Genomic DNA, 22,209 nt, shown 5'->3' on the forward strand with positions numbered 1-22,209 from the left:
GACTCGGTGCCGGTCAAGCCGGTCGTCGACGGCGACCTGATCCCGGCCGTCCCGCTGGACGCCCTGCGCGCGGGCGCGGGCGGGCGCCTTCCGCTGCTGGTCGGCTGCACGTCCCAGGAGGCAGACGTGTTCGTCAGGGGCATGGCCGCCGGGCTCGACGAGGCCGCCGCGCGGGCGGCGCTCGACCACCTCGGCGTCCAGGTGGACGAACCCGGCCTCACCCCGGCCGAGCGGGTCGGACGCGCCGTCACCCGGCACCTGTTCACCCGCGAGACGTGCTGGATCCGCGAGGCCAGGCCCGCCTACGGCTACGAGTTCCGCTGGGAGTCGCCGGTCGAGAGCCCGGCCGGGGGCGGACGCGTGGGCGCGGTGCACAACCTCGACCTGCCCTTCGTCTTCGACGTGCTGGACGCGCCCGGCGTCGCCCGCACGGCGGGACCGGGCGCGCCGCAGGCGCTGGCCGACGCGATGCACGCCGCCTGGGTGCGCTTCGCCCGCACCGGCGACCCCGGCTGGCCGCTCGGCCACACCATGATCTTCGACGATCCCGCACCGCCGGCGTGAGGGTCAGCCGGCCGTGAAGTCCGCGCGGTGGTCGGCGACCCACTCGGCGAGCGTGCGGCCCGGCCGTCCGGTCACCGCGGTCACCGGACGCGGGACGTCGGGCACGGTGAGGGTGTCGTGCCAGTAGTCGAGCAGCATCTTCAGCACGGCCTCGGGAACGAACCGCCCGGTCTCCGCGCGGAACTCCGCCGGCGTGATCTCCACCAGCGGGATCTCCACGCCCAGGGTCTCGCCGATGATCGCCACCTGCTCGGCGCGGGTCAGGGCCTGCGGGCCGGTGAGCGGGATCGCCGTTTCGAGGTGATCGTCGGAGAGCAGGGTCTCGGCGGCGGCCTCGGCGATGTCGTACTCGTGGATCGGGGCCTGCGCCGAGGCGAGGTAGGGCGCCCGGATCGGTGCGCCGGAGCGGATCTGCCAGGCCCAGGAGAGCAGGTTGCCGGCGAACGTGCCGGGACGCAGGATCGTCCAGGCGCCGGCGCGGGAGGTCACGGCGGACTCGACCGCCGTGTGGTGGACCTGGCTCGCCGAGCCGTGGTCGCGCCGGAACTCCTTCGCGGCGGCGAGGGAGGACAACACGGTGAAGCGGTGGACGCCGCGGGCGGTGGCCGCGGCGACGAACGCCTCCACCCCCTCGGCGGGGAAGACGAAGGCACGATCGACGCCGGCGAACACCTCCGGCCCGAGCGTGGCGGCGTCGGCCAGGTCGCCGGCCACGACCTCGACCCCGGCCGGCAGGCCCGCGTCATCGGGCTTGCGGCTCAGCGCGCGCACGGCGGCGCCGCGGGCGAGCAGCGTCGTGACGAGGTGACGGCCGACGGCGCCGGTCGCGCCGGTGACAAGGATGCTCAAGATGACTCACCTCAGGGGAAACGGTGCCGGTCCATCCGGCCCGAACTCCAACCTAGGGAGCTTTTAGGTCATTTCCTGTCCACTTCTACTAGGCTCGGCGGGTATGCCGGACCAGACCACGACCGGGCGGGCGCTGCGCCTGCTGGAGCTGCTGCAGGCCCGCCGGTCCTGGAGCGGCGGCGAGCTCGCCGGCCGCCTCGGCGTCGACGGCCGCACCCTCCGCCGGGACGTCGAGCGGCTGCGGCGCCTCGGCTACCACGTCGAGGCGCGCCGTGGCCCCGACGGCGGCTACCGGCTGTCCACGGGCAGCGACCTGCCGCCCCTGGTGTTCACCCCGGACGAGGCGCTCGCCGTGGCCGCCGCCCTCGCCTCGTCGGCCGCCGGCGGCGCGGCCGGCGGCGGCGAGGTGGCGCTCACCGCCCTGGCCAAGATGGAGCAGGTGATGCCGCCGGCGGTGCGCCGGCGGGTGCGGGCGCTGCGCTCCTCGGTCGCCTTCGGCAGCACGCCGAACGCCGTGGCCGGCGCCTATCCGGCGCCGCTGAACGCCGGCGTGCTGGCGGTCCTGGCGCTGGCGTGCCGGGACGCCGAGCGGGTCCGGCTGCGCGTGATGAGCACCGAGGGCGCCGACACCGGACGGGAGTCCCCCTGCCACGTCGAGCCCGCCGCCCTGGTGCCCCGGCAGACCCGGTGGTTCCTCGTCTGCCGCGACCTCGACCGCGGCTGGCGGGTGCTGCGCGTCGACCGGATCACGGCGGCGTCGGCGACGGGCGTGCGCTTCGAGCCCGAAGAGGTCCCCGGCGGCGACCCGGTCGCGTTCGTCACCAGCCGGCTCGGCGCTCCGCCTCGCCGGCACACGGCGACGATCCTCATCCACGCCCCGATCGAGCAGGTGCAGGCGTACATGGGCGGCTTCGCCACGGACTTCGCCCCGACGACCACCGCCACCGGCCGGGCGGCGACACACTGGCGGATCGCGGACGTACGCCTTGAGGTGCTCGCCGGCGGCCTGCTCTGGCTGCGATGGCCCTTCGAGGTGGTCGACTCTCCCGAGCTCGCCGCCCTGCTCCGGGACCGGTCCGCGGCCTTCGCCCACGCTGCGGACCCGCGCTGAGGTCCGTCGCCCACGACGCGGCGGCCGGACGCCCGGCTCGGGCGTCCGTCGTGACGGCGTTGAGATCTTCCTGCGCGATCATCTTCCACGCCCTCCGTTCCGGACGGCAGGCGACCGAGCGGGGAGCGTATGAGCAAGGGGCGATGGACGATCGGGGCGGCTCTCGTGCTGACGGCCTCGGTCTCGATCTCGATCTTCGGCCCGCGGGCCGAAGCGGTCACCCGTCCCGGGCCGGTCGAGGCGCTGAAACGGCAGCTCCTGGGGCATGACGGGGTTCGGGAGACTTCGGTGTACCGGAGCGTCTGGGGGCCGAGGAAGGATCGTTCGACCAGCCGATCGCGGGCCGTCCACGAGTTCGGTGGCGGGCGGGTCGCGGCCACGGACATCAGCTATCCCAAGTCCTCGTTCCTCGGCGCCTCCCGGGCCATCTTCTTCCCTGACCGCGCCTATGGCTGGGAGTCCGACCGGCCTGACTACCTGCCCGCGGGGAAGACGTGGCTCCTGCAGACCGGGAAGAACGACCTCCACCTGGGCTGCGGGAAGATCAGGCTGAGCGATCCCGCCACCCTCCGGCACGTGCTGGCCACCACCACGGCCAAGAGGCCCGCCGGCGTCTACGACGGCACCCGCACCACCCTCTACGAGGGCAGCACCACCATCGGCGCACTGTTCAAGCTGAACCCGCGCTTGTGGGTGGCCGGCCTGGAGAAGCCCACAGGACGGTACGCGAGCTACGCCAGGTTGCCCGTGAAGTGGCGGCTGTGGCTCGGCGCCGACCAGCTCGTCCGCAGGTGCCAGACGCGCTTTGACGAGCCCGACTCCCTCTGGAACGACAAGGACCGCCAAGTCACGACCGCCGACGTGCGGTTCTCCGGCTGGGGCGACCCGATCGACATCAAACCGCCGCCCGCCGAACTCGTGGCGACCCACGACGAACTGGTCTTCCCCGACGAGGACTGACCGGTGAGCGGGCGATCCCGTCGGCCGGGCCCCACCCGCGGCCTTCCGCGGCCGGGTCATTCCGACGGCGTCCAGATGCGGCTGCGGAGATCGGTGCCGCGGATCACCTGGACGCGCCAGGGTTCGAGGCGGAGGACGTGCAGCGCGGGGTCGGCGGGCGACCGCCAGAAGGCCCCGAGGTCGTAACCGGCCCCGCGCGGGCTGGTCGCCCGGTAGAGGTCCCAGACGCGGCGCTTGGTCGCCAGGTCGTCGACCCAGGCGGCCGTGGCGTCGATGGCGACCGAGCTGTTGCCGGGCTTCCAGTAGGAGAAGGAGGCGTGCGGATTGCCCGCCAGGTGGGCCGCCTTGACCGGCGTCCGGTAGGTGGCCAGCCAGCCGCGCGGCCGGCCGTCCACGTTCTCCCAGACGGGGATGAGGATGCGGGTGCGGGGACGGTTCTTGGCGTCGACGGTGACCATCGTGGCGTACCGGATGGCACCGATATAGGTGTTGAACTCGCTCTCGATCTCGGCGAACGACGTGGTCATCGACGGCACTCCCTACGACTTGGGTGACCAGGGCATCTTGCGCCGCCGCGAAGACCCTGCGGAAGACGGCACTTCAAAGGCACCGAGTAACCGCCCGGGAACCACTCCTGACCAGGCAGGACGGCGATCGTGCCGCTCTCCCGGTGAGGGGTGCTCAGTTCTTACCTTGCAGGTCGCGCGAACTTCATGCAGGTCGCCGGTTCCGTACATCTCGGTGCTCCAGGTTCAAGTCGTTCACTTTTGAAGCACGTGTCGCGGCGCCCAGCGCGCCGCGACAAGATCGGGGAGCACCACATGCGACATGCCGACTTCACCGTCCGCCGAGAACCGGCCGCCTGGCGCCACATCGCAGCCGTCTCGGTCGGCATCGGTCTGGGGCTCTTCCCGTTGGCACAGAGCGCGTCGGCCGCCCCGGGCGGGACGCCGCAGGCCCCGGCCTTCAGTGTCGACGGCGGTCGTTACGAGCAGGCGGTGTCCGTCGAGCTGCGGGCCAGGCAGGGCGAGACGATCCGGTACACCACCGACGGCAGCATTCCCACGAAGAGCAGCCCGACCTTCGCCGGCAAGCCCATCCGCATCACCGAGGACACGAATCTGACGGCACGCGCCTTCAAGGGCAACCAGCCCGGCGCCGTCAAGTCCGAGGGGTACCTCATTCGCGAGGGGGAGCAGCCGATCGCCCGCATGGTGATCGTCTCTGACGTTCACATCGGCGACTACGAAGCCGACCGCCACCGCTGGTCGTCCTACTTCGACACCATCGCGTCGGTTCTGGGCACCCCGGACGCCATCCTCTCCAACGGCGACATGATCAACGACAACTGGGACGGCCGCGGCAAGGACCACCAGTTGACCGCCCGCATCTTCAAGGAGAACCTCGCGCGCAAGGGCATGAACGCCACCCAGGTGTTCATGTCGTACGGAAACCACGACGCGACCCTGGCCGAGCTCCGTGCGGGCTACCCCAAGGAGTGGTTCCCCGACTCCGGCGACGGGTACTACCGCACGGACATCAAGGGCATTCCGCTGATCACGGTCAACACCGAGAGCTACTCCGCGGCCCAGGCCGCCTGGCTGCGTGACCAACTCGGGCAGATCTCCGCGGACCCCGCCTACCGCGACCTGCCGATCATCGTCCAGGGGCACCGGCCGGCTCCGGGCACCGTGATGGACGGCCAGCAGACCAGCAACCCGCGCCTCACCGAGGATCTGTCGAAGTTCCCGCGCGCCGTCTACTTCTCGGGCCATTCGCACCTGAACGTGAACGACCCGCGCTCGATCCACCAGAAGAACTTCACCGCGGTCAACGACGGCAGCTCGTCCTACATCGAGATCGACCACGGGTACCAGATGCTCGACGCGGAAGGGCAGCTGGCCAACCGCTTCGAGACCCCCACCGCCCAGGGGCTGGCCGTCGAGGTCTACCGGGGTCGTACCGTCGTCAACCGCGTCAACCTCAACGCCGACCTCCACGACATCTACACCGGCGGGAAGTGGTCGGCGAACTGGAAGCCCCCGTTCCAGAGCGACGGGACGCTGGCCGGCAGGTCCTGGGAGATCAGGACGGCCGGCGCCGACGCCCAGGTCGTGCAGAACTTCACCTACACCGACGCCAACCGCAACCGCACGGCCCCGGCCTGGACGTCCCCGCGCCCGCTGACGGCCCAGACCGGCAAGGACGGCCGGCTCGCGCTGCGCATCGAACAGGCCCAGGACGACGAGCTGGTGTACCACTACAAGGTGCGCGTCACCCGCGCCGACAACGGCGCCGAGGTGCTCACCACCAAGGTCGCCAACCGCTTCGACGTGGTGCCCGCCGCCGCCTCCATGGACATTCCGGTCCCGGTCCAGCGCGACGGCGCCAGGTACCGCGCGGAGGTCGTCGCGGTCGACGCGCAGGGCAACCAGTCGCCTGTCGCCGCGGACGTGCTGAAGTAGCACCTTGCCCCGTCATCGGCCGGACCCGGTCGATGACGGGGCCTCCTTGGAAAGCCTGATGCCCCGCCGCTCCGGCGCGGGCGTCTCCATCGCCCGGCGCAGGTAACGGGGACCCAGGACCGGCGGATTCCCCATCGTGGGTTTCTAGCCGCACCACCGCGCCCGGCCGTGACGTGGTCATGCACGACGTCGTCAGCCTGGTCCCGGCGCAGCCGAGCGACGTCGTGCAGCAGTTGCAGAGGGCCGCCGGACGCCGGCCGTACTGGCCGTTCGCCCTGGCCGCCCTGCTCCTCGCGGGGCTGGTGACCGCGACGAGGCCGCCCGGCGCGGTCACCAGCACCTCCAGGTCGCCATGGAGCACGCGCGCTTCATCGAAGCAGGCCCGGTGCCCCGCGACGGCACGGTCGTGGACTCCACCTGGCGCTACGTCAACGTCAACGGCGGACCCGACCGCCGGTTCAACAACAACGCCCGCCTGCCCGTCCTGCTGTACGGCAGGCTGCTGCTCCGCAGCCACAGCGGTCTCAACCTCGTCTGGGACGCCTCCCAGGCCCCGCTCGTCCACGCGGTGGCGAACGCCCTCCACCGGTGCACCGCCGCCCGTCCGCCCATGTTCCGTCCCTGACGGCCTGCGCCGGGCCATCCGGACACAGGAGAGCGCCTGAGCTGGAGTGCATAGACTTGTTCTCATGTTCGACGACAAAACGCAGGAGACCCTGCGGCGCCTGCTGGACCTCGCCGAACACCCCTCCACCCCGGACACCGAGCGGGCGCTGGCATTCGTCCGGATCCGCGCCCTGGTGGCGGTGCCGGCCGACGACACCCGCCGCCGGGCGCCCGTGGCCGGCATGGACGCCCAGCTGCTCACCAAGCTCAAACCGCTGCAGCGACAGGTGGACGAGGACCTGGTCGACGACGTGCACGGCGACCTGCACTCCTTCGGCATCCGCTACCGGCTGGTCTCGGAGGTCGCCGGCGAGCTGGCCCACATCCTCGACCTGCGCTCCCGCCTCGCCCCAGACAAACGACACCGCCACGACGACGGCGTACGCCAGACGGCCGCCAGGCTGACCTACCTCCTGGAGCGCTCCGACGGCTTCCGCACCTCCCGCTGGCGCACCAAGCGCGGCTGACCCGCCCGACCCGGTTTCCGCATGCCGGCAGCGACACCCTCGGAGGAGCGGATGACCAGCGTGGAGCGCGCCGGCGGGGTTCTGACGCTCTGGACCGCCAGGCTCTCCGGTCGTAGGGGCGACGTCGCGATCGCGGCGGTCACCACCGCGGCCACCCTCGGTCCGCTGCTGGTGCCGAGTCCGAAGGCGTGGTGGATCATCACCCTGGGCGCGCTCGCCTCCGCGCCCGTCTACTGGCGCAGGCGCGCGCCCATGGCCGTGGCGCTGCTCGTCGGCGCCGCGATGACCGTCATGGTCTTATGGGAGAAGCCGTTCCTTCCGTTCGGGCCCCTGGTCGCCGTGTACACCATCGCCGACCTCAGTCCCACGTGGAAGCGCCTGGCCGCGATCCCGGCGATCGCCGTCATCGTCGGCTTCTCCCTGGCGCTGCCCGGGGAGGACAGCGAGATCTTCCGCCTGATCGGCACCGCCTTCGTGGCCGCCTACGCGCTGGGCACCAGCGCCCGCGCGAACCGGTCACGTACCGCGGAACTGGCCGAACGGGCCCGTCGCCGCGAACAGCAGCACATCGCCGCGGTGGCGGAGGAACGGGCGCGGATCGCTCGTGACATGCACGACATCATCACGCACGCCGTCGGGCTGATGGTCGTCCAGGCCGAGGCCGGTCCCGTGGTCGTACGGAGCGACGCGCCCAGGGCCGAGGCCGTCTTCGACGCGATCGCCGACACCGGCAGGGGAGCGCTCACCGAGCTGCGCGGCCTGCTCACCGCGCTGCGCGCGTCGGACGGCCCGGCGGGGGAGGACCCCGGGCCCGCCCAGCCGAGCCTGGACGGACTCGCCTCACTGGCCGGACGCAGCGGCCTGGACGTGGTCATGATCGTGGAGGGCGAGCGGCGGCGGACATCGGGCAGCCTGGAAGCCGCCGTCTACCGGATCGTCCAGGAAGCCCTGACCAACGTGCGCAAACACGCCGGGGTGCGCAACGTACGGCTGCACCTGCGCTGGACCGCGCGGGAACTGGTGGTCGAGATCGCCGACGAGGGCGGCGGGCCACGTCGCGACGGCGGCGGCTACGGCCTGATCGGCATGCGGGAACGGGCGACCGCGTACGGCGGGACGCTCACCGCGGGACCGGGACAGGACGGGGGATTCCTCGTCAGAGCCGTCTTTCCGCTTGAATAGCGCGCATGCTGCGCGTGCTCATCGCCGACGACCAGGATCTCTTCCGCGCCGGGTTCGGCCTGATCCTCGGTGCTCAGCCGGACATGCTGGTGGTGGGCGAGGCGGCGGACGGCGACGAGGCGATCGCGCTGGCCGGGCGGCTGCGTCCGGACGTGGTCCTGATGGACGTGCGGATGCCGGGCAGGAACGGCATCGAGGCCACCAGGGAGATCTGCGCGACCACCACCGCCAAGGTGCTCGTCCTGACCATGTTCGACCTGGACGAGTACGTCTACGACGCCGTCCGCGCGGGCGCCAGCGGCTTCCTGCTCAAGGACATCCGCCGCGACGAGCTGGCGCACGCGGTGCGCACCGTGGCCGCCGGCGAGGCGTTGCTGGCCCCCGCCGCCACCCGCAGGCTGCTGGAGGACCTGGTCAGACGGCCGGCTCACGGCCCGATGCCGCGGCTGGCGGGACGGCTGGCGGCGCTCACCGAGCGGGAGCGCGAAACGCTCAGGCTGGTCGCCCGCGGACTGTCCAACGCCGAGATCGCCGCCGCGCTCGTGGTCACCGAGCACACGGTCAAGACGCACGTCAGCCGCATCCTGACCAAGCTGGACCTGCGGGACCGGGTGCAGGCGGCGGTGTTCGCCTACGAATGCGGCCTCGTGGTCGCCGGTGAGAGTGACATCGGAGATCACACTCACGGCTGACGCGCCACCAGGGCGGCCGCGAGCAGCATCGTCGTCATGAAACGTGTCCTGATCGCGCTCGCCGCGGCCCTCGCCTCGGCCGTCCTGCTGCACTTCGGCACCGGCCCGCACCCCGTGGCCTGGCTGACGTGGCTCGCCCCCTTGCCCGTGCTGCTCGCCGCCCCCCGGGTGGGGGCAGGTTCGGCCTTCGCGGCGGGCGCCCTCGCCTGGCTCGCCGGGCAGCTGCAGTGGTGGCCGTACTTCACCGGGACGCTTGAGACGCCCGTCCCGGTGGCGGCCGGCCTGCTCGCCGGGCCGGCGCTGCTGTACGGCCTCGGCGTGCTGCTGCACCGTTCGCTGCTGGCCAGGCGGCGGACGCTGTCGGCCGTGCTCGCCGTACCGGCGTCGTGGGTCGGCGTCGAATACCTGATGGCGCTGGCCGGACCGCACGGCGCCTGGTCGAGCCTGGCCTATACGCAGGCCGACGTGTTACCCGTCCTGCAGACGGCCTCCGTCGCCGGCGTCTGGGGGATCACCTTCCTGCTCCTGCTCGTGCCCGCCGCCGTGGCCGCGCTTCTCGCGCCGGGCGCGACCCGCCGGCTCCCCGTCGCGGTGACCGCGGGCGCGATGGTGGCGCTGGCCCTGGCGTACGGCTTCGCGCGGCTCGGCACCGGCCAGGACGGCGGGCAGCACCGCGAGGTCGCGCTGATCTCCACCGACGACCCGAGCGACACCGTGGCACTGGACTCCCCGCAGGGGCGCGACCTGCTCCGGCGCTACCGCCGGGCCGTCGACGCGGCCACCGCCCGCGGCGCCGAGATCGCGGTGCTACCGGAGAAGACGTTCGACGCGGCCACCGCCCGCCTGCCACTGGCCAGGCCGGGAGTGACGGTCGTCGCCGGCGTCGCGCTCGGCGCCGGCGCCACGCGGACCAACAGCGCGCTGGCCTACCCGTCCGGGGCCCGCTACGACAAACACCACATGATTCCCGGGCTGGAGTCGGAGTTCACGCCCGGACGCGCGCTGACCCTGCTCGGCCCGACCACGACGGGCCTGATCGTCTGCAAGGACCTGGACTTCCCCTGGCTGGTACGGCAGTACCGCCAGGCCGGCGCGACGACGCTGCTCGCCCCCGCCTGGGACTTCGACGACGACGCCTGGCTGCACAGCCGCATGGCGGTGGTCCGCGGGGTGGAGAGCGGGTTGTCGGTGGCGCGCGCGGCCCGCCAGGGCCTGCTCACGGTGAGCGACACCCGGGGACGGGTGCTGGCCGAAGGCCGCAGCGGCAGGCCCGGCGTGACCACGGTGTTCGCGGCGGTGCCGCAGCAGGGCGCCTCGACCGTCTATGCCGGCCTGGGCGACTGGGCGGCCTGGTGCTCGGTCGCGATGCTGCTCATCGCCCTCGCCGGGCTCCGCATCGGCCGCTCCGCTGCCCGTACGGTCCGGCCGGCTACGGGTGGGCCGGCTCCCGGTGAGCCAGTCCGGGCGGCCACGGGTATCTGACCTTGAAGATGGACAGGAAGATCAGGATCTCGACGCCGCGCACGCCCGGGATCGTGCGCATCCGGCCGGTCACCAGCCGGTGGAGGTGCTCCTCTAGGTCCGCGTCGTCGGCCGCTCCTGCATGTCGGACGTGCTCGCCCGCACCGCCACGCTGCCCGCCATGCGCCCCGGCGACCTGCTGGCCTTCTGCTTCACCGGCGCCTACAACGACGCGAACGCCAGCAACAGGCGCAAGGCTGGTGTACGTACTCGACCCCGACCGCCATGTCGTCGAACTGGTCCAGTTCGCCGCGTAGCGCTCCGCCAGGTCCGCCGCGGCCTGCGGCCGGACCGGGTGAGTGTCCGGGCGGCCATCGTCTTGGGTCGCTGGTCACCTTCTTGTGGAAGCGCACAGGCAGCAGCGGTCGAAGGAGAACGGCTGGTCGCCGGCCTCTTGCCAGATGCTCATCCTGTTCCTGTGCCAGGCGCTGGGAACGATCAACCGGAGAAGGGCGAGCGCGACCACCTCCTCTGCTCCTGCCTTGAACAGGGTGTACGCAGCGCTCTGCATGTGGGCGCCGGACACGAACAGATCGTCCACCAGCAGTACCCGTTCGCCGCGCAGCGCCTGAGCGTCGTTCGGCGTTCCCGTCAGCTGGAAGGCTTCTGGGTGGGAGTCGCGTCCCGCAAGCACCGGTGCGTACTTGTCGTTCGGCAGGAGAACCGGCTTGTAGAAGGCGCGTAGTGCGCCGATCATGCCGATGACCCGAGGCATGATGTGGAACGCTTCAACGGGGCGATCGAGCCGGGTGCTCGGAATGGTGGTGACCATGGTGAACGGTCCGCCGGCCACCTGGGTGAGGCAGGCCTCGTGAGCGTCGTAGAAGCGGGACAGGGTAGCCGCCATCAAAGTCTCCGGCCTCAGCCGGCTCTTACCGGCGGGGACGGCTTCTCTGCGAGCCATGAGCCTGAACAGCCCGTTGTCCTCGCCTTCTTCGACAGCCAGCGAGATCGACACCACGGGCTCCGCGTGCCGGCGAAACCCGTTCACGGTGCGAGCGCAACTCGAGCAGATCTCGTACGGCTCGCCATCGGGCTTGTCGTTGGGCCCGGTGTGACAGATCCGGCAAACCCCTGAGCGCACCGCCGGAACGTTCCTGAACAGCGGGATGACGGGGTCCGTTACCGCCCTGGCGCGGTCCATGGTCAGAACATGGTCGGTTGGGAGTCCATATCTACGAGATTGACCGCCTGCTGGCAGAAGTCGTCAATGTCCTGGACGGCAGTGATGCCTCCCCTGGAGGCTGCCTGGGCGACCCATGGTTGTTCTTCGTGAAGCTGCTGGGACACGAAGACAGGCTTGCCGGTCTTCAAGGCGTTCGTGACATGTCGCCGGCTGAAGCCGTCGTCGCGTCCGTCGACGACGTAGACGATCGCTGCTAATCCGCAGGTCACGATGGGAGTGAGGGCTGCCGTCCGGTCGGTGGGGGCGGTTCCGGGCCAGAACTGCGAGATCAGGGCGGCGTGCTCGTCTGTCTGTCGGGCGACAGTCGCGTACTGACCTGGTTGCTGATCCATGCCTCTGTCCAGAACTCCTAGCGTCCGTCCACCGGCCATGGCGGCGTTCTCCTGGACGGTCATGCCGAGTTCGGTGTGGAGCGCTGCGACTACGGTCAATCCTGCTGCCGAGAGCATGCGGGCGGTGGTTGCGGCGTGCTCGCGGTCATGTTCTCCGACGACGGCGACCGAGCGATGATCTCCCCGGGCGATGCGGCCCCGGACCCACAGGAACGGCTGATAGTTGTTCGTCCAGAACATGTTGCCGGGGTAGGCGTCGTCCAGCACGGTGACGAGGCGGACGCTGCGGGAGCTCATGGAGGCGAGAAGCTCGCGCGCCCGGTCCAGGTCGTCGTGCCGGACCCTGCCTCTGATGGCGATGGCGTGTGCTCTGTCGTTGTCCTGAAGGCCGTCGAGTTCGCCGGCGAGAAGTTTCCGGGCGCTGCCGATGGCGGCGATGGCACGGGCGGTGTAGTGCCAGGGCTGGTCATGGGTGGCTTCTGTGAGGGCCAGGACTGCGGCCTGCTCGTCGATCGTGGTCATGCTCATCACCATCTCGAACGCGGACTCTGTGAACGTACGCTCTGACACCGACATTTGCGGCGACAGGATGCGCGGCGCGGGCGCCCATGATGCCGAGCTTCGCCGGACGGCACGCCGCAATCGCCGGAGGAGAACGATGCCTGTTGGGGCTTTGACAACGCCGGGATGTGCGGCATGCCGGTGAGTGATCCACCAGAACTATGCCGGATGGTCCGGATCTGCGAGGTCAGGGGGGCGGAACCTATTCGGTCCAGACGGCCTGGGCTCCGCTGTTGCCCGCCCGTACGACGGCGACAGTCCCTCCCACCCCGCCGATCAGGGCCAGGATCAGCAGGACGATCACCGCGGCGGCGTGCCACCGCGGTCGCGGGCCGGTGTTCTGGAAGATCGAGCGCCTGCGGTGGATGAATCGGGTGGCCAGGGAGAGGCCCAGCGCGGCGAGCCAGAGCACGATGGCGAACGGCAGCACCTGCTCGCCCTGCTCCTCGTGGGCTTCGACGAGTTCGTTCTCCCCGACGGTGTGGGCCAGCGTCTCGCCGCTGGTGATCGACAGTGGCACGGCGAGCAGTGCGACGGTGGCGACGAACAGCACCGCCGGCCACAGGCGGCGGGCCGCGGCGGGCCAGAACGCCATCAGGATGGTGCCGAGCGCCGCGAGCGGCAGGCACACGACGGCGGCGTGCACGACCAGCGGGTGCAGGGGCAGGCCGAAGAACATCAGGAGCCCTGCTGGGAGAGCCGGTCCAGGGACTGCTGGAACGCGCGGGCGTGGCCGGCTTCGTGCTCGGCGTTGTTGGAGAAACGTTCGGCCGCCCGGGGAGCGCCCGCGGCTTTGGCGCGCTTGGCGAGAGCCGGGTACATGGTCCGGGACTCGTGCTGTTCGCCGGCGATGGCCTTGGTCAGGTTGGCGTGCGTGCTGCCGGCCGGCCCGGCCGAAGCGGCGAGCGCGTCGCCGACGGGCGTGCTCAGTGGGATGGTGAACGCGCCCGTGACGAGGGCGCGTGCGGACAAGGCGATCATGGAGACCTTCCCGCCTGGTGCGGATGCGTGCGGCCATCACCAGAGGACTTACCTGCTCAAGGCGGTGGATAACGGTCCTTATGGCAAAGCAGGGTGAAGCGTGTGGCCTGGATGCAAAAGGTGGTCCATGTGCGGGACCAGGCACCTTCAGGGAGGGGTGTACGCCGGCATTTCAAGCAGGACGGTCATCCCTTGAGCCGGGGTGCACCAGCGACGGGAGGGTTCCGGCTGAGCCCTCCGACATCGCCCGGAGCACTGTTGTGCGCCGCCGGCCTCGATCTGGGGTGACCCTCCCGAGTACGCCGGTGGCCCGCGCCGCCGCCTTCGATGCGTCCGCCGTGGCCGCGCTCGGGGCCTGCACCCCGGCGCCGGCCGGCTCGGGTGCGGGATCCCGTCCGACCTCGATGGTCGAGACGGGATCCCGCTGCTTCAGGCGCGGGCGAGGGCGAGGCCGATCCCCTCGCCCAAGCCCTTGCCGTAGGCGAGTTGCACCAGCAGTTCCACGACGGGCTCCAGGTATCGGGCGTTGGCCAGCGGCCCAGCGTCCTGGGCGGCGAAGCCCAATGTTTCGCCCAGCTCGATAACGATCTTCTTCGCGGCATCGTCATCCCCGGCCACCGGCAGGAACTGGCGCGCGCCGCCCAGGACGGGGCTGGCCAGGTTCGCCGCGAAGACGGTGTTGAACGCCTTCACGACGACAGCTCCGGGGAATTCTTGAGCCACTTGTTCGCCGCCCGAAGTGGTGTGCCCAACCGTGAGCGACATGAAGTCTGCGGAGAGCGGATTGGTGGCGTCGATCAAGATCTTCCCCACGGTCGCGGCCTTCACCTCGTGGGCGAGGTCCGGCACGGCGCTGAACGGCACCGCCAGGACGATCAAATCGGCGCCCTTCACCCGGGTGGCCGTCTCGGCCACCGGCGTGGACGTGTTCGCCACGGCCACCTCATGCCCGATCGCGGTGAGGCGAGCCGCCAGTCCAGAGCCGACCTTGCCGCCGCCGATGATGCTGATCTTCATTCTGCTCCCTCATGCATGTGGTTCCAATTCGAATCACTTGGGGAACCTAGCACCTGGTTCCAATTCGAATCAACTAGGCTTCTGTCCATGACGGAACCCCGCTGGCTGAACACCACAGAGATGCGCGCCTGGTCCGGCTTCCTGGAGACCGCGAGCTTGCTTCAGCGCCTGATAGATGTGCAGCTGCGGACCTCTGGCGGGGTGACGCAGGTGCAGTACGAGATCCTGCACCGGCTCAACGAGAGCTCAGGCAAACGGTTGTGCATGAGCGCCTTGGCGGAACAGATGGTGTCATCGCGCAGCGGGCTGACCTATCAAGTCTCCCAGCTGGAGAAGCGAGGACTGGTCCAACGCACCGCCGACCCCGCCGACGAGCGCGGCGTGCTGGCCGTCCTGACCGACGAGGGCGGCCAGGTGCTGGCCGAGAGTGCGCCCGGCCATGTGCGCACCGTGCGCGAGGGCCTTCTTGAGGCGCTCACCGCCGATCAGGTTGCCCGTCTGGCCGACGTGATGGACATCACCAGAGCACACCTGCGCGACATGGTGCCGACGAAGCCGGTCCGAAAGAGAACGACGGAATGAGCCTCCGTCCGGGGCTCATGGCCGCTCCAGGTTCTCCACGGTCGTGGCGACTGTGAGCCTGCCGGATATTCCGTCCGTGCAGGTCGAGCGGCATGTGAGTATTCGTGGAGGATGCCGCCGAGCGGGTCTCGTCGGCGTACGCTCAGGTCCACCATCCGCTCGGGATCGATGATCGGGTCAGGGACGGTGCGTTGCGGAGCCGCTTGACCCAGGGCTTGGTGGGCTCGGTGCCGGTTGTAGAACCGTTCGTACTCGCGAAGAGCGTGCCGCAGGTGGGCATGGTGGGCATCGGCTGCGGGGACGGACGATGACAGAGCGACCGCCCAGCCTTGACCAGGCAAGTCACAGCAAGATCAACGCCGTTCGGGGCTCACGACACGCTTCTTCCCGGCTGCACCGCTTCAAAAGTCGGGTGAGACAACAGATACCCCCACCGCAAGCCCCAAGGTGTTGCTGAAACTCATCAGCACAGCAGCCCGACGATCAGGGGTGTTGCTCAAACTCATCGACAAACGTTGCCGCTAGACGTGGACGAAACCAGACCGGCGCGTGGGGCGAGGCCCTGACCATCTCGCTGCGCTAGCCGTCCGCCGTTCGCGGCAGAAGCACACCCGGTGCCTGGCTGACCGCCGCAGTCAACCTCCGCGCCGCGGGCGGGCGACGCGGCCAGGGGTTGACTGCGGGGCCGGGCGGCTACAGGGTCCTGCCGGTGGCGTATCGGTAGGAGGCCGCGACGACGCTTCTGGCAGTCTCCAGCTCTTGTGGGCTGCGGGGACCGTAGAGCATCACCACGTTGATCGTGGGTGAGTACAGGGGATGGCGCTCGCCCCAGCCCTTGGCGATGAGCTCTCGCTGGTCCTCCTGTGACAGGGCCATGTGCAGGCTGCCGTCGACGTGGACGTGGGCGAACTCGGCGACCAGGCGGGGCGGCAGGAGCACCGCTCCCTGCGGCGGCACCGCGTCCTGGTGCAGGAAGAAGGCGAGCGAGCCCGGCTCGGAGATCTCGCTCGGCCTGATCTCGGTGCCGGGAAGCCGGGTGCTCATCCACTGCGCGAGCTGTTCGCGGATCTCGCCGGGGCTGTTCTGGCTGAGCTGGACGTGCGGAACGGACGGGCCGGTACGGGGACGGTCCCCGGCGCGGGTGGGAAGGGACAGCATGACGGACTCCTCAGAAAGTGATGACGATCTTGCCGCGCGTGTACTGGCCTTCGGCCAGGTCGCGCATGGCCTGCGGGGCTTCGTCGAACGGGTAGGTCGCGGCCACCTCGATGCTCATCCGGCCCGCCGCGACCCGTTCGGCCTGCCGGTGCAGGTCGCCGGTCGATGCCTCCATCCGGACGTAGACGGGCGCGACCCCGTCCACCTCCGCCGGGCCGTACAGGGTGGAGACGAGCCGGCCGCCGGGCCGCGCTCAGAGTGTCGACGGCGGTGTGGTCGATGGTCTCGTGCGCACCGAGCGCGCGGATGTAGGCCGTGTCGGCGGGTGCTGCTGTGGCCAGCACGCGTACGCCCAGCTCGGCGGCCTGCTGGACCACAAGGGCGCCCACGCCGCCGGTCGCGCCGATGACCAGTGCACTGTCGCCTGGCTCCGGGGCGGCGGCGGCTAGGACACAGTGCGCGGTCATCGCCGCCATGGGCAGCGCGGCGGCATGGACCGGGGACAGCGCGCGCGGCCGGTGGACGAGCTCGGGCCCCTCGCCGACCAGCGCATACTCGGCGATCATCCCCGAGGCCGCGCCCGCGTAGGCGATCACCTCGTCACCGGCCGCGAACCGCGTCACGCCTTCTCCCACGGCCGCCACCACCCCGGTGGCATCCACGCCGGGCACGAACGGGTGCGTCACCGGGAACATCGCACGCAGCTCACCCGTAACCAGCTTCACGTCGATGGGATTGAGCGCCGCAGCCTGCACGCGGACCTGCACCTGGCCAGGGCCGGGTGACGGGTCGGGCACGTCATGGACGCGCAGCTGCTCCAGGGGGCCGAAGGCAGCTGCGACGAGAGCTTTCATGATCAGCGGCTCCTGATGTGGCGGCGAATCGGGCAGGGCAAGCCTGCTCGCCGCCCGCCCTCCCGCTCACCGTCCGTCCGGGCGGCACCTGCTACCCGAACGGGCAGCGACCTCCATTGCCCGGCGTCGCCTAGCATCAGCGCATGGACCTGCCCGACCCGCACACCGCGCTGGCGGCAGCCGCGTCCGTGCTGCGGGCGCCGACCGGTGCCATGCTCGAACCGCTGTCACAGGCGCTGGCCGAGTTCTTGCCGCACCGGGCGGTGGCCGTGCTCACCGGCGATTGCGCCCGGCATCCCATGAAGGCCCACGGCGAGACGGCGATCACCGAGAAGATCACCAGCGCCGAGCTGGCCCGCGTGGGCGGCACGGTCGGCGTGGGCCAGCCCTGGTCCGGCCGGGCGCGCCTGGCCGGCGAGGACCTGCCGGTGCTGGCTGTCGCCTCCCGCCCGGCCGGGGCCTCCGGCGGCCTGCTCGTGGTGGTGACCGTCGGCGGGGACGCGCCCACCGGCCCGCCAGCCGAGCTGGTGCAGCGGCTGTGGGACTTAGTCGCCCTGCAGCTGATGCACCGCGCCGAGAACCTGCCCCCCGCCGACCTGACCGGCAACCGGGTGGCCGCCGGCGAGCGGGCCCGCGTCATCGCCGAGCTCACCAGCACTCACGCCGCCACACTGCAATCCCTGCTCGGCACCTTGCGCAGCCGTACGCTCGACGACGCCGCCGCCCGGCGCACCGCCACCGACCTGGCCGTGTCAGCGTTGATCGAGTTGCGCGCCGCGGCCGACCTGAATTCCACGCTGAGCGAGGAGCGGGCCGGGGCGGCCTTCGACCGGCTGGCAGGCAAGCTGGCACCCCTGGCCCGCCACAGCCAGGTGTCGCTGGAGCTGGCCGGGCCGCGCGACCGCGACCGCGCCCTACCGTCCGACATCGCCAACACCGCCCTGGCCCTGGTACGGAGCGCCGTGGTCACCATGCTCGAGCAGGACGGCCTGACGAGAGTTCGCGTGTCCTGGGAGCCGGAGGAGTCCGAGCTCCACCTCGTCGTTCGCGACGACGGGCCGGGCACGCTCGCGGCCGGCGCGCCTGCCCTGCGCCGCCTGGCCGAGCTGGCAGCCGCCGTGGACGGCCGTCTCTCCCTCGACGCCGTCCCCGGCTGGGGCACGACGATCAGTGCCGCGCTGCCGCTCACCCCGCCCGCACCCCCGGCCTCGGACGCCGCCCTGGCCGCGCTCAGGCCACGCGAGCTCGAGGTGCTCGAACGGCTGGCGCGCGGCCTGCGCAACCGGCAGATCGCCGAAGACCTGCTGATCAGCGAACACACCGTGAAGTTCCACGTGGCCAACATCCTGGCCAAGCTCGGCGTGGGCACCCGTACCGAGGCCGCCGCCCTTGCTCACGCCTCTGGTCTGGCCATGCCGGCTTGACCGCGCCAGCCTGACCGCGCCGGGCAACGCCCGGCCGCCGTGCTCGCTACGCCGACAGCGGCCGTGGAGGTTCACATCCTGGGGCCGTGCTGAGCGCGGTGATCGCGGCACTCAGCAGCAGGGGCGCGCTCATGATGGGTCGAGGAGAGCGCCACTTCCTGCACCGGTCGCATTTGGGTGAGATACAGGAGGTGAGGCACGGCGCGAAGCAGTCCGGACGCTTTCTGGGGGAGAGTTTGACGGCCGGGGTTGCGCCTTCGCGTTCGAGCCCCATCCCATTCCGATTTTGCGGTTTTGGAGCGCCCGATTTAAACGGTCAAATTTTTTCCCACGGGTTCTCAGGCAGTTCTCCTGGCGCTCACTATTTCATCATGTCATGTGTGACATGCTACTGCTCGTGTGCGGCGCGAGGCCGCACGCCCGATCATCAAAGGGGAAATCGTTGAAGCAGATCGTCAAGCGTGGAGCCGCGGTACTCGCCGCAGGGGCGGTGGCCGCGGGCGCGCTCGCGCTGAGCAGCCCGGCATCCGCCGCCACGACTACGACCACCTGCAGTGACAGCATCCTGATCTCGGGTCTCTCCACTAAAGCCTGCGTGGATCTCACGGGCACTCAGGCGCGGTTCTACGGCACAGTCGGCGCGCCCGGCATCGCGGAGCCTGGCCCCGGCGGAGTCATCACCCCACACCGCGCAGAGGTGGAGGTGTCTGGCCAAGTCGTCGGTGGCTTGTTCCTCGGCTCCCGGCAGCAGTCGGTGAGTATCTGGAACAACACCGTGACCATTGAGGGCACCACCGCGACCGCCCCTTGCGGATCGACGATTCGCGCCGAGGTCAAGCTGTCCCAGGGGCCCGTGGGTCCCGGCGGGCCCAGCTTCTACGGCCCTGCCTCCGTTACGGTGGATGCGCCGATCGGCTGCTGAAACAGATGGATCGACGGTGGGCGCGGAGCAGCCGTTCGATGGTTATCTTGGGTTTTGGTGTCTTCCCGCAGGTCAGAGATCGATGATCTTGTCAGGCACGTAAGGCACGTGGACCGGCCTCGAAGGCATGTTGCATCGAAGGCGTGCCAGGGTGTTCGGCCGAGCTCGCGATGCCGGTCGGGCCGCTATCAGGGGCTGGGGTTGGTCTGGTCAGCCTCTGCGATCGCGGCCACCCCACGAAATCCTGGACTTTTCCCAGGTCTGTATGCGGCCGGGGAGACCGCCCGAGCTGCCCGCTCGGCTTCCCTGGTATTGGTTCAGCGCGGGGGCCGGGAGGCGAGGTAGCGGGGGAGGTGATCGTCGCAGCAGGCCCAGCGGGTGTCGGACTTGTCGGTAACGGTGTATTTGGGGTGGTTGCGGCAGGGGTTGTTGCGGTCGCCGCCGCCCCAGGTGCAGCGGGTGCGGCTGGCCCGGCCGAGTCGGGGATCGTCGGGGTCGTAGTCCTCGATTTTGGCGGCGGGTGGTCGCAGGCCGGTGCGGTCGCCAACCTCGACGACCTCGTCGGCCTGTACCGCGTCAAAATACAGCCACGGTGGCTGTGACCTGTGGTTTGACGCAGTCCGGCCACGCAGGCAAGATCGCGTCGTGTGCTTGTCCGCCTGCTCTATCTGATCGCGCTTCGAGGGTTCGGCTGGCTGATGTTGCTGGGCCGCAGCCAAGCGTCAAAGGACGCGGAGATCATAGTGTTGCGTCACGAGGTGGCGGTGCTGCGGCGCCAGGTTGGACGCCCGCGGCCGGACTGGGCCGATCGGGCCGTTCTCGCGGCGCTGGCCCGGTGGTTGCCGGCGGTCCTGCGCGCTCATCGGCTGGTCACCCCGGCGACGTTGCTGGCGTGGCATCGACGCCTGCTGCGCCGGGCCTGGACCTACCCGCATCGGCCCGGGCGTCCAGGAACGACTCCGGAACTTCGAGACTTGATCATTCGCCTGGCGTGGGAGAACCCCAGATGGGGCCATCGACGGGTGCACGGCGAGTTGGTGCGGCTTGGCTTCCAGGTCAGCGAGGCGACCGTACGGCGCATCCTGCGCTCGCGCCGCTTCGGCCCGGCGCGCCGACATCTCGACACCTCCTGGCGGACCTTCTTACAGTCACAGGCGAAAGGCCTCCTGGCTCGCGATTTCTTCCGTGTTGACACGATCTTCCTGAAGCGCTTGTACGTGTTGTTCGTGATGGAGGTCCGTACGCGGCGCGTCCACCTCCTGGGCGTGACCTGCCACCCGACCGGCGCGTGGACCGCTCAGCAGGCCCGCAATCTCCTGATCGAGCTCGGCGAGCGAGCAGCGTCGTTCCGCTTCCTGATCCGCGACCGAGACGCCGAGTTCACCGCCGTCTTCGATGAGGTGTTCGCCGCCGTTGGCATCACGGTGCTGAAGACACCGCCGCGGACACCGACGGCGAACTGCTATGCCGAGCGCTGAATCCGGACCGTGCGAGCCGAGTGCACCGACCGCATGCTGATCTACGGCGAACGACATCTGCGCTCGATCCTGAACGAGTACATCGATCACTACAACGCGCATAGGCCGCATCAGGCTCGTGGGCAGCGACCACCCGATCAAGATGAGCATGTCGTGGTGCCGATGGAAGGCCGGATCGAACGCCACAAGGTACTCGGAGGAGTGATCAACGAATACCGCCGAGCCGCATAGCCCGGCCGGAGAAATCCCAGCTCAAACCACACGCGCGAGTTTTGACGCCCTACAAGTTGAAGCCGGACTGGGTGTCGGAGCACTTCGAGCGGGAGACGCTCGCGGCCGGGTTGCCGCCCATCCGCCTTCACGATCTGCGTCACGGTGCGGCGACGCTGTCGCTGGCGGCGGGGAACGACATGACGACGACGTCGCGGATGTTGCGGCACTCGTCGTTGTCGATTACGTCGGACCTGTACACGACGGTGTTGCCCGAGCTGGCTCATGCGGCGGCGGAGGCGAGTGTAGGGCTGGTGCCTCGGGCGGTCCCGGTGGGTGACGCGTCCCCGACTCGCGGTCTCATTCCGGTCTCATCCGGTGAGGCCCAGGAGTCGCCGGACTCGGCGGGATCAAGGGAACCGCAGGTCGAGACTGGGGTTTGAGAGTAGGGCGGGTGGGACTTGAACCCACGACCCACGGATTATGAGTCAGTTCCTTTGGTGTCATCCGGTGTCGTGGAGCGTTGTTTTGTGTCGTTGTGAGCGGGATTCTCTCCATCGTCATGCCGGCCAGTGACGATGCGTGCCGCGCCGTATCGCGTTCACGCGAGCAATCACCGAGCAACCATGCGTGCTTGACCATCGACACTCCGTGCTGTTCGTCCCTCTCTGGACTGCCATCTAGGGACATGCTTTCGCGATGAGGCCCAAAGTGGTCTCCATGGATACGAGAACCCCGCTTCGCCCAGCACGTAACGGACGACTACCGAGAAGCTTGTCGCGGTATATGCGCATATCGCCAGGCTGGAGAGGGTGCGGCGTCGCTGATCCGCAGGACTGGCCGCCGCTCCGGCACGAGATGCGATGTCCTGCTGCGGTCAGGCGGGTGCCCGCCGCCCTGGGTGGGTGGCGGGCACGGATTCGGGTCCAGGGGTCAGCGCAAGGGGAAGGCGCGGGTGGTGGTCTGTTCGACCTTGTTGCCTTCGGTGTCCCAGGCTTCGGCCTTGAGGGTTACGGCGCCCTTCGTG

Annotated in this window: 23 protein-coding genes and 2 pseudogenes; 15 read left to right on the forward strand and 10 right to left on the reverse strand. The window is 70.1% G+C overall.

The window, feature by feature from the left end; translation table 11 throughout:
- Nucleotides 1-564, forward strand: a pseudogene (locus ACWCSD_RS22530) (carboxylesterase/lipase family protein); the annotation flags it as partial.
- Nucleotides 565-567: 3 nt separating this feature from the next.
- Here ACWCSD_RS22530 and ACWCSD_RS22535 read toward each other — a convergent pair.
- Complete coding sequence (locus ACWCSD_RS22535) at nt 568-1,413, reverse strand: SDR family oxidoreductase (RefSeq protein ID WP_449917554.1); 846 nt, start codon at nt 1,411-1,413, stop codon at nt 568-570.
- 103 nt (nt 1,414-1,516) lie between these two features.
- Here ACWCSD_RS22535 and ACWCSD_RS22540 point away from each other — a divergent pair, with 103 nt between their 5' ends.
- Nucleotides 1,517-2,524: a helix-turn-helix transcriptional regulator gene (locus tag ACWCSD_RS22540; RefSeq protein WP_449917557.1), complete on the forward strand. Its 1,008-nt coding sequence runs from the start codon at nt 1,517-1,519 to the stop codon at nt 2,522-2,524.
- 129 nt (nt 2,525-2,653) lie between these two features.
- Nucleotides 2,654-3,484 carry a hypothetical protein gene (locus ACWCSD_RS22545; protein ID WP_449917560.1) on the forward strand — a complete coding sequence of 277 codons (831 nt, stop codon included), beginning with the start codon at nt 2,654-2,656 and terminating at the stop codon, nt 3,482-3,484.
- Nucleotides 3,485-3,540: 56 nt separating this feature from the next.
- On the opposite strand, the gene ACWCSD_RS22550 is transcribed toward ACWCSD_RS22545, so the two are convergent.
- Nucleotides 3,541-4,011: a pyridoxamine 5'-phosphate oxidase family protein gene (locus tag ACWCSD_RS22550; protein WP_449917562.1), complete on the reverse strand. Its 471-nt coding sequence runs from the start codon at nt 4,009-4,011 to the stop codon at nt 3,541-3,543.
- Between the two features lie 294 nt (nt 4,012-4,305).
- On the opposite strand from ACWCSD_RS22550, the gene ACWCSD_RS22555 reads away from it, so the two are divergent.
- From ACWCSD_RS22555 to ACWCSD_RS22580, 6 genes are all read left to right on the forward strand, one after another.
- Nucleotides 4,306-5,949, forward strand: a complete 1,644-nt coding sequence (locus ACWCSD_RS22555; protein WP_449917564.1) for a chitobiase/beta-hexosaminidase C-terminal domain-containing protein — start codon at nt 4,306-4,308, stop codon at nt 5,947-5,949.
- Between the two features lie 352 nt (nt 5,950-6,301).
- Nucleotides 6,302-6,574, forward strand: coding sequence for a hypothetical protein (locus ACWCSD_RS22560; RefSeq protein WP_449917566.1), 273 nt, complete (start codon nt 6,302-6,304; stop codon nt 6,572-6,574).
- Between the two features lie 64 nt (nt 6,575-6,638).
- Nucleotides 6,639-7,082 (forward strand): hypothetical protein, encoded by a 444-nt coding sequence (locus ACWCSD_RS22565; RefSeq protein WP_387665574.1) that lies wholly within the window; start codon nt 6,639-6,641, stop codon nt 7,080-7,082.
- Between the two features lie 51 nt (nt 7,083-7,133).
- Nucleotides 7,134-8,264 (forward strand): histidine kinase, encoded by a 1,131-nt coding sequence (locus tag ACWCSD_RS22570; protein ID WP_449917570.1) that lies wholly within the window; start codon nt 7,134-7,136, stop codon nt 8,262-8,264.
- Nucleotides 8,265-8,269: 5 nt separating this feature from the next.
- The gene (locus ACWCSD_RS22575) at nt 8,270-8,956 is read left to right on the forward strand and encodes a response regulator (RefSeq protein WP_449917571.1); all 687 of its coding nucleotides are present in this window, start codon (nt 8,270-8,272) and stop codon (nt 8,954-8,956) included.
- Nucleotides 8,957-8,992: 36 nt separating this feature from the next.
- On the forward strand, nt 8,993-10,438 hold the full coding sequence (locus ACWCSD_RS22580) for a hypothetical protein (protein WP_449917572.1): 1,446 nt from the start codon (nt 8,993-8,995) through the stop codon (nt 10,436-10,438).
- 370 nt (nt 10,439-10,808) lie between these two features.
- Here ACWCSD_RS22580 and ACWCSD_RS22585 read toward each other — a convergent pair whose 3' ends face one another.
- The 5 genes from ACWCSD_RS22585 to ACWCSD_RS22605 form a co-directional block, all read right to left on the reverse strand.
- On the reverse strand, nt 10,809-11,621 hold the full coding sequence (locus tag ACWCSD_RS22585; RefSeq protein WP_449917574.1) for a hypothetical protein: 813 nt from the start codon (nt 11,619-11,621) through the stop codon (nt 10,809-10,811).
- A gap of 2 nt (nt 11,622-11,623) precedes the next feature.
- Nucleotides 11,624-12,517 carry a DNA-processing protein DprA gene (locus ACWCSD_RS22590; RefSeq protein ID WP_397166429.1) on the reverse strand — a complete coding sequence of 298 codons (894 nt, stop codon included), beginning with the start codon at nt 12,515-12,517 and terminating at the stop codon, nt 11,624-11,626.
- A 241-nt stretch (nt 12,518-12,758) separates the two neighbouring features.
- Nucleotides 12,759-13,235, reverse strand: a complete 477-nt coding sequence (locus ACWCSD_RS22595; protein ID WP_449917577.1) for a hypothetical protein — start codon at nt 13,233-13,235, stop codon at nt 12,759-12,761.
- A complete protein-coding gene (locus ACWCSD_RS22600; RefSeq protein ID WP_397166425.1) occupies nt 13,235-13,537 on the reverse strand; it encodes a ferritin family protein in 303 nt (100 codons plus the stop codon). The genes ACWCSD_RS22595 and ACWCSD_RS22600 overlap by 1 nt, the downstream gene beginning before the upstream one ends.
- Before the next feature lie 429 nt (nt 13,538-13,966).
- On the reverse strand, nt 13,967-14,554 hold the full coding sequence (locus ACWCSD_RS22605; RefSeq protein WP_397166424.1) for an NADPH-dependent F420 reductase: 588 nt from the start codon (nt 14,552-14,554) through the stop codon (nt 13,967-13,969).
- Nucleotides 14,555-14,641: 87 nt separating this feature from the next.
- On the opposite strand from ACWCSD_RS22605, the gene ACWCSD_RS22610 reads away from it, so the two are divergent.
- Nucleotides 14,642-15,136: a MarR family winged helix-turn-helix transcriptional regulator gene (locus ACWCSD_RS22610; RefSeq protein ID WP_449917580.1), complete on the forward strand. Its 495-nt coding sequence runs from the start codon at nt 14,642-14,644 to the stop codon at nt 15,134-15,136.
- 693 nt (nt 15,137-15,829) lie between these two features.
- On the opposite strand, the gene ACWCSD_RS22615 is transcribed toward ACWCSD_RS22610, so the two are convergent.
- The 3 genes and pseudogenes from ACWCSD_RS22615 to ACWCSD_RS22625 all read right to left on the reverse strand — a co-directional run.
- Complete coding sequence (locus ACWCSD_RS22615; RefSeq protein WP_397166420.1) at nt 15,830-16,294, reverse strand: luciferase domain-containing protein; 465 nt, start codon at nt 16,292-16,294, stop codon at nt 15,830-15,832.
- A 10-nt stretch (nt 16,295-16,304) separates the two neighbouring features.
- The gene (locus ACWCSD_RS22620) at nt 16,305-16,499 is read right to left on the reverse strand and encodes a zinc-binding dehydrogenase (protein ID WP_397166419.1); all 195 of its coding nucleotides are present in this window, start codon (nt 16,497-16,499) and stop codon (nt 16,305-16,307) included.
- A gap of 394 nt (nt 16,500-16,893) precedes the next feature.
- Nucleotides 16,894-17,148 (reverse strand): annotated as a pseudogene (locus ACWCSD_RS22625) (alcohol dehydrogenase catalytic domain-containing protein); the annotation flags it as partial.
- A 143-nt stretch (nt 17,149-17,291) separates the two neighbouring features.
- Here ACWCSD_RS22625 and ACWCSD_RS22630 point away from each other — a divergent pair.
- From ACWCSD_RS22630 to ACWCSD_RS22650, 5 genes are all read left to right on the forward strand, one after another.
- Complete coding sequence (locus tag ACWCSD_RS22630) at nt 17,292-18,572, forward strand: LuxR C-terminal-related transcriptional regulator (protein WP_449917584.1); 1,281 nt, start codon at nt 17,292-17,294, stop codon at nt 18,570-18,572.
- A gap of 442 nt (nt 18,573-19,014) precedes the next feature.
- Nucleotides 19,015-19,494: a hypothetical protein gene (locus tag ACWCSD_RS22635; RefSeq protein ID WP_449917587.1), complete on the forward strand. Its 480-nt coding sequence runs from the start codon at nt 19,015-19,017 to the stop codon at nt 19,492-19,494.
- Between the two features lie 647 nt (nt 19,495-20,141).
- Nucleotides 20,142-20,972: a helix-turn-helix domain-containing protein gene (locus ACWCSD_RS22640; RefSeq protein ID WP_449917588.1), complete on the forward strand. Its 831-nt coding sequence runs from the start codon at nt 20,142-20,144 to the stop codon at nt 20,970-20,972.
- Nucleotides 20,973-20,981: 9 nt separating this feature from the next.
- Nucleotides 20,982-21,203, forward strand: coding sequence for an integrase core domain-containing protein (locus ACWCSD_RS22645; protein WP_449917590.1), 222 nt, complete (start codon nt 20,982-20,984; stop codon nt 21,201-21,203).
- Nucleotides 21,204-21,244: 41 nt separating this feature from the next.
- Complete coding sequence (locus ACWCSD_RS22650; protein ID WP_449917591.1) at nt 21,245-21,625, forward strand: hypothetical protein; 381 nt, start codon at nt 21,245-21,247, stop codon at nt 21,623-21,625.
- The last annotated feature ends 584 nt before the right edge of the window (nt 21,626-22,209 follow it).

The organism is Nonomuraea sp. NPDC001684 (genome assembly GCF_053596515.1).